This window comes from Bifidobacterium sp. (assembly GCF_022647885.1).
GTDB lineage: Bacteria > Actinomycetota > Actinomycetes > Actinomycetales > Bifidobacteriaceae > Bombiscardovia.
The window spans coordinates 911,761-924,333 of sequence record NZ_JALCLM010000001.1; the positions used below are offsets into that span (position 1 = coordinate 911,761).

A 12,573-nucleotide genomic window follows, 5' to 3' on the forward strand; every position below is an offset into this window, starting at 1 on the left:
GGTCATATACAACACACTCATCACGCAACATCAACGTATGTCACCACGTATGTCACCACGTATGTCACCACATATGTCACCACACATCAACAACAAAGAAGGAATTATGGCAGTTCGCTCGACGATTATGGATACGAATAGCTTCCGTCCTGGCATGGAAGAAGGACTTGATCCCGAGACGCGAAAAATGGCGCATGAGCGGGAGGTTCTTGGACCTGCATACCGCTTGTTTTACCGTAAGCCTGTTCATCTGGTGAAGGGGAAGGGCAGCCACCTTTGGGATGCTGACGGTGTCGAATACCTGGATGTATACAATAATGTTGCATCCGTGGGGCATTGCCATCCGCGAGTAGTTGAAGCTATCACTCGCCAAGCGTCAATGTTGAATACTCACACACGGTATCTGCACGAGAATGTGCTCGGATATGCTGAGGATATTCTCTCGACGATGCCAGATGAAGTCAACCGTATTATGTTCCAGTGCACTGGTTCCGAGGCTAATGATTTAGCCATACGAGTTGCTCAAACATATACCGGTGGCGAAGGTGTTATCGTCACGCACGAGGCATATCACGGTAACTCGGCGCTGACTTCGAAACTGTCTCCTGCATTAGGCACGGCTCAGACACTCGGGTTGAAGATGCGCATGATTCCCACGCCTGACACTTATCGAGTCGATATTGATGGCACAGTCGCAGGGGAGTGCTCTGCAGAGGTATTTGGCGCTTGGATGGCTAAGGAATTACAGAAGCAAGTCGAAGATATGCAGCGTCATGGGATTCCTTTCGCCGCTTTTTTGGCAGACTCCATTTTCTCATCAGATGGTGTCTACCCTGGTCCAGTTGGTTACCTCAAGCCTGTGATTGATATGGTGCACAAGCTGGGTGGTGTATTTATTGCTGACGAAGTCCAGCCTGGTTTCACGCGCACTGGTGACGCCTTCTGGGGATTCCAGCGTCACGGTGTTGTTCCTGATTTGGTAACTTCAGGTAAGCCTATGGCCAATGGATTGCCAACTTCACTGATGGCGGCACGATCCGAAGTACTTGAGCCCTTTGCTGGATCAATCCCATACTTCAACACTTTCGGCGGCAATCCTGTGTGTATGGCTGCTTCACAAGCAACACTTGATGTGATGCGTGATGAAGACACCATGGGCAACGCCAAGAAGGTTGGTGGAATCTTCATGCAAGCATTACGTGGATTCCAAGCGGAACATCCCTGCATTGGTGATTTGCGAGGAACTGGCCTATATATTGCTTGCGAAATCGTTAAACCTGGAACTAAAGAAGCTGATCAGCGCACTGCGCTCGATATTCTCGAAACGCTCAGAGATAATCACGTACTAACCTCAGTGTGCGGTCGTTATGGCAACATTCTCAAACTGCGCCCCCCGCTGGTATTTAGCGAAGACGACGTGGATTGGTTCTCTGATGCATTTGCTAAGACCTTGCAACAATTAGGCTTGTAAAACTAGAGCCGCTTGGACTATCGAAACTCTGCAAACAGACTGATACGAGAAGTAACTACACGCTAAGTTCGGTATCATATGTGGCCTATGCAACTGTGATAGAAGCGGCAGCGTCACCATCGATGTCACGGCTGGGGAAACGCTTAAGATAGCGTTTCCCCAGCCGTGCTTATCGCAGATATGTTGATGGGATTGGTATCTATGCCATCAATATTGATTATGTCGGCCACCGCCAGATTTGGAACACTATGCATCTTGCATGAAATGTCCGAGGGCTAATGTGTCAGCACACAGACTGTCACAAGTTGCCGTTGACGCTGCTTGATATGGCTAAGAGTTGTTCGGCAACTGTGCTGGGTGAACTGAGAGGAGGAGATGATCGAAACGATGGGATCGTCATCAGAATACTCATATAGTTCAGCACAATCAGGGGAGAGCCGTCTGCCAAGACGAGCCATGCGCTCAGACAATATTCGTCTGTTGAGGACACTCATACAAGAGCGTGAATTGTTGCCAGGCGAACGTTTGGGCTCAGAACGAGAAATTGCCTCACAGTTAGGCGTGACGCGTGCTGATTTGCGACTTGCGCTCGCAGCTCTGGAATCCTCACATGAGGTACTTCGCCGGATTGGCAGGGGTGGGGGCATTATTATTGCCGACAGCCGCCTTGAACGAAATATTAATACAGTTGAATCTTTACCCATTATTGCCCGACGGCAAGGGCTCATTTTGAAGTCGGACGTGGTTTCAGCGGTGATTGCACCCGCTTCGCCCTCAGATATTCGACTGCTGGAGCTAAACGAATATGTATCAGGTGATGTAAAGAATATTTATGATGTCACACGATTGCGTCATGTAGATGGTTCGCCGCTGTCTTTGGAAATCAGCCATCTGCCCTGTGATTTGTTTCCAGCCTTTCTTACGAAAGATCTCACCACTTCGTTTTATGCGCGATTCTCTGAGGACTATGGAATCCACCCTTCTGTAGTTGATGAGACTTTGGAGTCTATCGAGGCAACAGCTCAACAGGCAGACTTGCTTCGCGTGCAAGAGGGAACTCCTTTAATGAGGATTCGCAGAGTAGCACGTACTGAGTCGGGTAGACCATTCGAGCGGGCAACCGATGTATATATCGCCTCGCGTATGCGATTTACTATGCATCACTCAGGGTATGTCCGGCTTTCCGCCACTGCTCCACAACAAGCATCCAAGGGCTGAGAGTGTGCATTACTTCATGCGGAGGAGTGAGAGTCCGCATTCCCTTGCACGACACACCGAAAAGCGAGCTGCAGATGATGGAGAATGCACACTCCGATGAGTCTCTCGCGAGGGGTCTCGATATGATAATCGCATGAGCAATGTGATTTTCGACTTCTGCGGCGTGCTGCTTGACTGGCGGCCGCAGCTCACACTCGAGGGACAATACCCTCAAGGTGTAATCGATATGTTTTTCGATCCCGCCGACCCCCGAGGATTTGATTACTATGATCGAAAATCCGATGAAGGGTGGAGCCAGGAACGCATACTCAAGGAGTATGAAGAGTCGCATGGCCCAGCAGTAGCTTGGGTGTTTCGCACCTATTTTGAGCATTTTCAACAGTCCCTACATGGCATGATGCCTGGTATGAGTACGCTGCTGAAAGAACTTGATGCCATGGGAATACATATGTGGGGTCTGACAAATTTCACCACTGAATATGTCGATGCAGTTCGTGAGCATTTTCCGGAATTTGCGCTTCTTAGAGATATTGTTATTTCCTCTGAAGTGTCACTTGCCAAACCTGATCCACGTATCTACAAACTTGCAGCACAACGCTTTGGGGTAGACATACATTCATGCATATTCGTGGATGATACCCAGGAAAATGTTGACGCTGCGCAAACAATCGGTATGCAAGCCATCCATTTCACCGATGCTGCGTCTCTTCGCGCACATTTACTATCCGCACTGCAGATCTAACTACGATAACTGCGATAAAAGTGGAGATAATATCGAGAAATTGTGCCAATTATCTCCACTTTTATCGCAGTTATCGGTGATTACAGCTATTTGCGGTCACACTAGGCGTCGATCAGCGGCCCAACGAGTGAGTTCATTGCGATTCGACAGTTGCAGCTTGCGCAAAACCTTAGAAACGTGAGTCTCCACAGTTTTGATGGATATGAAGAGTTCAGCAGCGGTTTCTTTGTAGGTATAGCCACGCGCGATTAAACGCATAACCTCTTGCTCGCGTGCAGAAAGACTGTTGAGCTCCTCATCTTCGCTGTCCACTCCAGAGTTCAACACCGTGCCTTGGAACGCTGAGAGAACGAAGCCAGCTAGTTTAGGTGAGAATACTGCATAACCCTCGTGCACTTGCCGGATAGCAGACACGAGGTCATCTCCCGATATCGTTTTGGTCACGTAGCCTCTCGCGCCCGCTCGAATAACTGAGCCCACGTCTTGAGGAGAATCCGAAACTGATAATGCTAAAAATACGGAATGTGGTGAGAGTGCTTGAGCATTCAGAAGAATTTCGGTGCCCCCGCCTCCTGCACCTCCTGGCACATGAACGTCTAACAGCACCACATCGGGTGTACTTTCAGCAATCATTGCTTCAGCACCTTCAACATCTGCAGCTTGAGCAACAATATGAAAATACGGTTTCAGGGTTGAAATTACGCCAGTACGAAACATCTCATGGTCGTCAATGACTGCCACACGAATAGTTGAATCAGCTGCTGTCACTGAGCTAGGTGTGTGATCGCTCAATTGCTCTTCTCCTGACTGTCAACGTTAGTGGTCTCATGGATGCTGGATTTTCGATCCGTTGCAGCCTGCTCCTGTTTGTCAGTGAGCGGCATTCGCATACGTACTTCTGTGCCCCATTGAGGTCTTGACACGATATCCACAGTACCGCCCCTGCGTTGTAATCTGCCAATGATTGATTCGCGTATGCCGAGTCGGTCTTCTGGGATCTTGTCTATATCAAAACCCTCGCCATGATCTCGCACAAACACTTCAATGACTCCATCGTGCGTTTCGGCATACACTGAAATTGGCTCGCCTCCGTGTGTGGCAGCATTGAGCAGTGCTTGTCGAGTGGCATCGAGTAAGGCTTCAGTCTGTTCGCAAGGCTGAGCGTCAGAGACGGTAACCACTTCAATAGCTTTGCCTTGATCAACTTCAATGCTGGCTGCGATATCACGTATGCCTGAACTCACTGAGCGGTCTGCTGGTGTTCTGTCTTGATATAACCAATCTCTCAGGGAGCGTTCTTGAGAACGGGCGAGGGTGGAGACAGTTGACGGTTCGGTGGCGTGGAGTTGTATAAGCGCTAGCGTTTGCAATACTCCGTCATGCAAATGCGCGGTCATATCAGCGCGTTCCTCTTCACGTTCCTTCAGAGCACTTTCAGTGCTGAGCTTGCGAAGTAGCGAATTCGCCCAAGGAATTAGCGCAACAGTAACTCCTGCCAGCATCAGCGCTGAAATCATGAGCATTTGCGAAGCTTGATTGAAGGTATATGTACTGAATGCATAGATCACCAGTGAAGCCATCATTAATATGATGCTGATAATTAAGACGTTGAGATTATTGCCTTCGCTATCAATGCGCATCCACGATAAACCGATGCCGCATGCCGCTAATAACAAGGGAACGATGATATTAATCGGTAGACCTCGTGACGCAAATAACAGAGCGAATGCTAAGAGCAGTACTCCGACTGCGAGGCCTATCAACAATTGAGGCGTGCGGTGCAGAATATCCATCGGACTTTCAGGTTCTGCATTGTCATGCAAATGCGAAACATTACTTTTGGCCAGCGGTAATTCTTGCTGTGGATGTGTTTGAGCGTTCTGTTGCGTTGGATCGCCTGCAGGTACGCAAATTACGAGAAGAATGTATGCAACAATGCCAGCACCAAAGAATGGAACTAGGGCCAGAGCTACGAGACGGACAATCCATGGTCGAATTCCGAGGTGCACACTGATGCCTTGGCACACACCAGCAATAATTCTTCCTTGTTTTGGCCTGAGTAATACTGCCTGTGCAGGTAACAGTGCTGGCTGATGACCAGAAGCGTTACTGAAGTGGGGCTTCGTTTGCCACGATGAGGGTTCCGGTGTAGATGCAATTGGCATACCGCCATTATTGCCCGATAACGCCTTGTCTGCTGACATTCAGGTGCTTGGAGGGCAAGAATCAGGGAAGAATCAGGGTGTTCCCTGAGCTTTCAGAGTCACCTTGCTTGGTGTAATAGAGCTATGAATAATTCACAGAAGAACGCACCGACACCACCTAGTGCAGAATCGCGGTTTTTCGCATGGGTGCGCAATAGCGGTGTTGAACGTCCAGATCAGCGTTGGATAGCTGGAGTCAGTAGCGGTATCGCAACAAGGCTTGGATGGGATGTGGTGTTAATCCGAGTCCTGATGGTCGCTTCTGTGCTGTGTTTCGGATTCGGCCTCGCGTTATATGGCATTATGTGGTTCGTGATTCCGGACCGTCGAAATAACACCATTCTCTTAGAAGAGTTGATTGCTGGACGGTGGGATTGGAGTTGCGTAGGCGTATTTCTGTGCATCGGAGTGACGCTGATGCTCCCTGGTGCTGGATTCGTTGTGGTTGCCGTTGCATGTCTTGCATTGTTTGTGCTGATGCAGTGGAGCAGAAATAACGCTGGATCATATGATTCTTCACCGATGTCATCGACTCCGCCAGCATCACCGGCGCCAGCGTCACCGCAAGCTTCTCAGTCCTCGCAAACTACTCAAACGCCGCCGGCTTCGACTCCATATACTCCCAAACCGGCCTCAGCAACACCACCTATGTGGAACTCTCCGGCCTATTCGACTTCAGGGCCTCAACAAACTGCGTATGCTCAGCCGTATGCTCAGCCTTACGCTCAGCCATACACCGGTATGGGAAAGCAGTACCATCCCCGTACAATTTTTGCTCGACGACAATCCGCAGGTCCTATCGTGGTTAGCGCGATAGTCGGAGTGCTGCTGCTATCTGCCGCAGCTATGCTGATATCAACGGTACGAGGGGATTACAACATTGCTCAAGCGTTAAAAATTGCTGCAATATGGTCCTGCGCTAGCACTGTGCTTTTAGGACTGGTAATAGTGCTGCTAGGTTGCATGGGACGGCGTTCCGGCGGTTTGATTCCTTTTGCCCTAATCTCGCTGATTCTAACTGCAGTATTAGCAAGTATTTCAGGTGCTTATGGGTATGCAATGTCTTCTTCCGACTACAACACTCGTGGCTTTGAACATGTATCAGTCACATACGATGTCACCATGGGATCCACTCCTTCGGACGTGCAGCGATATACGAAGGGTCTCATCCTTGATGGCAGTGATAACAAGCGCAATGATCGCACCGAAAACCGCCGCAACGTTAGCAGCTCCGTGGCAACTATTGATCTGTCTGCATACCAACGGAATAACGGAACACATACACTCACCAAGGTTGACGGTACAACAGTAAAGTCAGGTTGCCCCACAGGGGCCGTCCGCCTTGTGGTAATAGAAACTGTTGCAAAGGTGGTGATGCCTAAAGATTGTACATATAGCATCAGCAATAACGGTGGAGTCATGAATTCGCCCAGCAGTATAGGTGGAACCTTCGCTCGAGTGGGTGGTTCTGGATCGTTGTCGCTAGAGCAGTGGTTTCATGCGGAGGATGATGGCGAATCAACATCAGCTGCCAATGACCTCGACAATCCTGAGATCAATATTGATGTTTCAGCGATGGTGAACGGCGAGCTTTCCGTAGTTTATGCGCAGTAGTTTGCCTGCTCAGTACGTGAAGCAGTGATTCAGAACGATAATCAACAATAGAACTTTCACACTTAGGAATGACTCATGTTTGACAATCAACACGATGAAGACACTATAAGGCTCAGCACCGTAGCGGATGAGGATCAGGAAGATACCACGGAGCTCCCCGGGCTTGCTCAATCGGGTGAGTTTCCGCACAATGCTCATAACAAGTCCGCGGCTTCTGAGCAAGCGGCTACTGCACAGTCAGCTACTGCACAGTCCACTTCTGAACAGTCCACTTCTGAGCAGTCCACATTCAAACAGTCCACATCGTCTGCAAGCAGTAAAGGTTCTGATGTGCCCCTATATACCTATACCAAGGCCACGGGGAATACGAATGGCGAAGTTGACGCACACGGCAATCTGATTATTCGCAAACAAGGTCCAAGTACGGCAACAGTAGTGTTTGGTTCGTTCTTATTGGTTTGCGGCATTATCGGCTTCGTCATTGCGTGGTATAGCCCTTATACAGTATTCGATGCCGATGCCTTCCAACTAGATTGGAGAGCAGCGCTTGCCTTGGTGTTTGGCGCGATTGGTGCAGTGCTTCTCATATCTTCTCTGTTTTGGGCAGTGAGCGCTGTCATTAACCGTGCCCAATCTCAGCGGTGATAATGTCTGTGCTGCAGATGCAACAGTGATAACTGCGATAATAGTGGAGATAATTTCGAGAAATTGTATCAATTATCTCCACAATTATCGCAGTTATCTATGGAGTATGTCGTTGGTTTAGAAGGAATACAATCCCCAAAAAGCCAAAGAAACCATTACTAATACTGATGCGAGAAGGCCAAGAACTACCACACTGATATGCCCGAAGCCACGAGCAATGCTGATACTGTCTTGTTGATGATTCCCCTGAGCGCTTTGACCGTGTGCAATGCGCGCATCATGTGCATGAACTATAAGAGTTGAACTCATCCATCCAAATACGAGCACCAGAACAACAGCAGCAACACGGAGCAACACCCATACATCGACGAACAGAGCACTTGCACGGTGCAGGCTCAAAGCCTGAACGGCGCTAGAAGCCACGTACCAGAGAGTTGCCAGCAAACTGGTAGCAGACAGCACGATCAAGATGCTCAAAGGGGCAGCGATTCCTCTGGCAAAACCTTGGTGTATATGCCCAGAAACGCTGCTGTTGTTGGTTTGTGATGCTGGTCTCAACATGGCTCTGATTGCTATTGCAAGGCCATTGATCCCACAGAGCACGCATAGTCCCAAGGCAGCGACGAGTAACACCAATAGCGTTCCGAGTGATGATATTAAGCCAGATGATAGTGATGTCGGAGCGGCATATCGCTGTGATGGTTGATCTCCGGCAATCATAGGTGTTGCCCAGTCCTTGCTCGTGGCACCCATGGTAACGGCATTTATCCAGTCTTCGAGATTTCTGGTGTATGAGGATTCAAGCGGAAGCCCAGGTTCAGACAGATGACTTCCTGTTCTCATTTGATGGTTTGCTGGATAGTATCGCACTGTGACATTGGTATTGCCCGCATCAGCGGTATGTTTGAGAATGGTTTGTGCGCCTTGCTCTATTGGCATGGAGAGGTCGTCCGTTCCATAATTCACCAGCACAGGTTGAGTGAGCTTGTTGAGATATGGAGTGGAATTGAAATTTGCGTAGTTCAAACCAATGGCTGAGAAATCCATAGAGGTCAATTTCGGCACATCGTTAATGAGTTCTTGGGGAGCGCCACTATCTGCAAAATATGTGCTTGCTGCCATTGACATTTGTTGCCGACCAGACACAACTGGGGCAGATGTGAGAATACTGAAGGCAATATCGTGACGTTGAGCGGTGATAATACTTGATATCCACGTTCCTTCCGATTCTGCATACAGACCGGTTTTATGCGGATCAACCCCAGGCCACTGTTTGAGTACATCAAAGGATTTACCGTAATCCTGAGCCATTTGAGGGTAATCACGGTGGAGTGCAGAATAGTTGTCGAGACGCTTATCAGGCACCAAGGTTACAATCCCAGCGGATGCTAACGCTGATGCTACATCACCATATACTTCCGACGAATCGCCGGTTCCAGCGCCGTGTAGAAACAGACATGCTGGCCGCTTTCCTGTCGCGCCAATTGGCTCTCTCACAATGGCATGGATGCTCACGCTGTCTGTGAGTGCAATAGTGATTCGACTCTCTTTGGTCTTATATGTGCCTTCATGCGGGACGGTAAATCCCTCCGCTGCGATGGATGTATCGCGGGTTTGCACACTGATGTGCTGTGTGTTTGCTGTCACACTAGAAGGAGGTGTCATTAACGAGCCCAGCAACACCAGAATAATGAACATGACGAGTGAAGAACATGCAGCGGGAATTAGTCGTTTCATAGCAAACACCCGTTCACTCTACTCCCACCCTTGAAGTCTTCTAGTGTGGGAGGTGAATTAGCACATGATAGATAAATGCTAGTTTCGTGCCTTTTGCTCTAGGGCTCGCTCCGCCTCTTGAAGTGAAGCATAACCGGCGATACGCATGGTGTTACACACGATGCTTTCTGTGAGATTGCAGCCTCTCTCCAATAATCCGTGCATCATATTCTCATAGAGACTCAGTGTGGCATCACTGTATGTACCAAGCTCGCCACGAAGGTAAGTTTCGAAAGATGTTTGCTCAGGGGTATCGTCCTTGGTTCGCAGTGTACGCATAGATGATCCAAGTGCACGATACCTCTGCATAAAATCTTGCGCCCAACCGAGTTGTATGACGATGATTCGTTCCTCGCGTGTGATGCGCTCAGCTGACAGTTTCGGAATGTACGCTTCGATTGAACGGTGAAATTCTTCGGGCGCAGTGGACTGCATCATGCGCCCATATTTTTCGGTCAGTAGGTTGCGCCCATTTTGCTCGGCAATGGCGAGATCGTGAGCGTAGCTCGAAAGTAGATCCATTGGCCATGCGAGGAACTGGCTGTATCTCATTTGATGAAATACTTTCCAATTGCTTTGACAACTGGCAGGCCCACCCTCGTTGTTGACACGTTGGAATTGTGACCACTCGCTCACAACTACACGTTCAGCGAGCTGTTGCAGGCTGTCGCTTGTTGTTGACTCAGGAGATGCGCTGGTAGGTATCATCATTCATACATCCTTCACTTGCTGTGAACCGCGTGAGATAATATTTCTGCTATTTTCTGCTATTTGACTATTGCTGTGCTTGGAGTGCTTTGAGGTGCTCCTGCTTGGTTTGGATTGTTGCCTTGTTGATGCTTCGAATGCGACCTTAGACACTATGAAGACAGGGGTCGTCGCTACTGATATGTGCTTCAACATAGGGTCTTTGCCATTCAAGAAAGCTTTCGGCATTGTTGATCAGGCCTTGCTCATGGAGCTCAGCAACAATTGCCATACAAATGTCTTCAATCGAAGCATTCACTCTAGTTACAGCAGGGCGGGCGCCCTGATCACCCTCAGCGGTGCCGCGACCGCCAAAGCAGGCAGCTGAGGCAATGCGAAGTATTGATTCGAGTTCAGCTACAATCTGGGGGAGTCTTGATGCCATTCTTTTACTTAATCGCCGCAGCGCTGCGAAGGACCATTTGTAGTACGGCAAATACCCTGAAGTGATGGGTGTGTTGATAAGAAATACGAGAGATGAAACGGCCGTTACGAATTCGTTAATGCATAACCATGCTGCGGAGCTGTCACCTCTGGAAATCATACGAGGGAAGTTGTATTGACCAGACTGCGCTATCATGCCTAAGCGTCGAGAAATTAGCGAAAGTCGCACATCCTCGGGCATCATTTTGAAACCTTGTCGGGTGCGTGAAAATGCCCCATAAGGGTCGGCAAATATCTCACCATTGGTAGCAGCAGCGAGCGTCGCTTCATCGAGCATGAGCCATGCTGAATGTTCGTGTTGTTCAGGTGCTTCGGGGTATCCGGTTATTGAGGTAAAGAATTCGCCAATGTCGAATACTCCTACCCTGTGCGAATCCCCTTGCGCACGAATGGTTGATTTGCGGGGCCCGAATCCCATGAATTCTTGTTCGAGAGCATCGTAATCCTGTTGCAGCTGGTCTCCGATTACTTGAAAATCTTCCGAGGTGAGCCAGAGACAAAACCCTGGGCCAAAATCATGGTCGTGTGAGTACTGATCGTCGAAGCCATAGCACTCTGATCCGTGCCCGACCAACCCCACTGCAATGCGATCGACATAGTCGTGGTAGCGCTCTGACAACATAGCTTTGCCATATTGCTCCCAGTAAGCGCGGGAGAGTTGCAAACCTGAAATGTTGTCAGGTGACTGAGTATGTGCGTGAACAGTGTTACTGGTTTGTTCATCGCTAGGGGCGTGATGTGCTCTGAAATCAGTCTCAGTATGGGGATTTACTGTTGCTGGTGAGCTTGGCACGTTTAGCGTGGCGGTTGAAGCTAGCGTTGATTGAGCAACTTCAAGATTGTGCGTGGTGCTTCGGTAATATTCGGTATCCTTTCCATAATGTAATTCAATAACTGCAAGGGCGTGCGTGTAAGCATCTATGGCCTCGCTCAGATGGCCGGTCTGGAAGAGAACCTGCGCAAAGCCAGCTAGAGCTGCCGCATAGTGTGCACGTTCTTCTAGCTTGCCCTGATGATAGATATTCATTGCTTCACGCGCATGGTGGAGTGCTTCGTGATTGCCGCCAGAGATATTCAGGAGCAGTAAAGCAAGATTGGTATGAGTTGAAGCAACATCAATATCTTCCTCAGGATTGGTACTAGAGCGTTCAAGTATGTTCAGTGCCTCAAGAAGATGATGTTCAGCTTCCTTGTAGCGTTGAGTTGACGAGTAAAGCATAGAGAGATTGTTATGCAATGCCGCTAGACGGCGATCATTGCTATTCAACAAGCTTTTTGACGCTTCAAGCGCTTGCTGATAGAGCTTCTCTGATTCTTGGAACTCTCCCGCCGCTCTCAAACTGGTTGCAGCATTGATAAGCGTGGTGAGCCATGCCTCGGTGCCAACAATACCCATGCGTTCAGCAAGAGCTAAAGATTCATGAACAATAATCGTATTATCGTCATGTCTACCTTGCGAGCGTAAAAAGCCCATAAGCTCATTGAGTACGGTCAACTCTGATGCAGCATCATGGGTGGATCTGGCTTGATGCAGTGTTTTGATCATAAAAGCTTCTGCTTGAGTAGGTGCAGCGTTGGCAGCAAATATGGCATCTAATCCTGCGAAGAACGCATCAATGTCGACACTACTGCTGTTGTGCTGATCAGTGCTGCTATTAGTGCGTGCACTGTAATGATCCATTCTGGGCCCCCTTGCCTGCGAAACCAATCTC

Annotated in this window: 10 protein-coding genes; 5 read left to right on the forward strand and 5 right to left on the reverse strand. The window is 49.0% G+C overall.

All coding sequences use genetic code 11. The features are described 5' to 3' along the window. Positions 1-106: 106 nt before the first annotated feature. From LKI20_RS03955 to LKI20_RS03965, 3 genes are all read left to right on the forward strand, one after another. Positions 107-1,471, forward strand: a complete 1,365-nt coding sequence (locus tag LKI20_RS03955; protein WP_291770173.1) for an aspartate aminotransferase family protein — start codon at positions 107-109, stop codon at positions 1,469-1,471. 387 nt (positions 1,472-1,858) lie between these two features. Then, positions 1,859-2,689 (forward strand): GntR family transcriptional regulator, encoded by an 831-nt coding sequence (locus LKI20_RS03960; protein WP_291770176.1) that lies wholly within the window; start codon positions 1,859-1,861, stop codon positions 2,687-2,689. A 133-nt stretch (positions 2,690-2,822) separates the two neighbouring features. Next, positions 2,823-3,431: an HAD family hydrolase gene (locus LKI20_RS03965; RefSeq protein WP_291770179.1), complete on the forward strand. Its 609-nt coding sequence runs from the start codon at positions 2,823-2,825 to the stop codon at positions 3,429-3,431. Between the two features lie 96 nt (positions 3,432-3,527). On the opposite strand, the gene LKI20_RS03970 is transcribed toward LKI20_RS03965, so the two are convergent. Both LKI20_RS03970 and LKI20_RS03975 read right to left on the reverse strand, forming a co-directional pair. Next, positions 3,528-4,223, reverse strand: a complete 696-nt coding sequence (locus tag LKI20_RS03970) for a LuxR C-terminal-related transcriptional regulator (RefSeq protein WP_291770183.1) — start codon at positions 4,221-4,223, stop codon at positions 3,528-3,530. Next, entirely contained in the window at positions 4,220-5,635 is a 1,416-nt protein-coding gene (locus LKI20_RS03975) for an ATP-binding protein (protein WP_291770186.1), read from the reverse strand. Before LKI20_RS03975 ends, LKI20_RS03970 begins: the two co-directional genes overlap by 4 nt. Before the next feature lie 84 nt (positions 5,636-5,719). On the opposite strand from LKI20_RS03975, the gene LKI20_RS03980 reads away from it, so the two are divergent. After that, a complete protein-coding gene (locus LKI20_RS03980; protein WP_291770190.1) occupies positions 5,720-7,249 on the forward strand; it encodes a PspC domain-containing protein in 1,530 nt (509 codons plus the stop codon). Between the two features lie 75 nt (positions 7,250-7,324). After that, positions 7,325-7,894, forward strand: a complete 570-nt coding sequence (locus LKI20_RS03985) for a hypothetical protein (RefSeq protein ID WP_291770193.1) — start codon at positions 7,325-7,327, stop codon at positions 7,892-7,894. Between the two features lie 117 nt (positions 7,895-8,011). On the opposite strand, the gene LKI20_RS03990 is transcribed toward LKI20_RS03985, so the two are convergent. From LKI20_RS03990 to LKI20_RS04000, 3 genes are all read right to left on the reverse strand, one after another. After that, entirely contained in the window at positions 8,012-9,631 is a 1,620-nt protein-coding gene (locus LKI20_RS03990; protein WP_291770197.1) for an alpha/beta hydrolase family protein, read from the reverse strand. 78 nt (positions 9,632-9,709) lie between these two features. Further along, on the reverse strand, positions 9,710-10,381 hold the full coding sequence (locus LKI20_RS03995; RefSeq protein WP_291770201.1) for a DUF4125 family protein: 672 nt from the start codon (positions 10,379-10,381) through the stop codon (positions 9,710-9,712). A gap of 142 nt (positions 10,382-10,523) precedes the next feature. After that, positions 10,524-12,542: a DUF4037 domain-containing protein gene (locus LKI20_RS04000; RefSeq protein ID WP_291770204.1), complete on the reverse strand. Its 2,019-nt coding sequence runs from the start codon at positions 12,540-12,542 to the stop codon at positions 10,524-10,526. Positions 12,543-12,573: the final 31 nt, after the last annotated feature.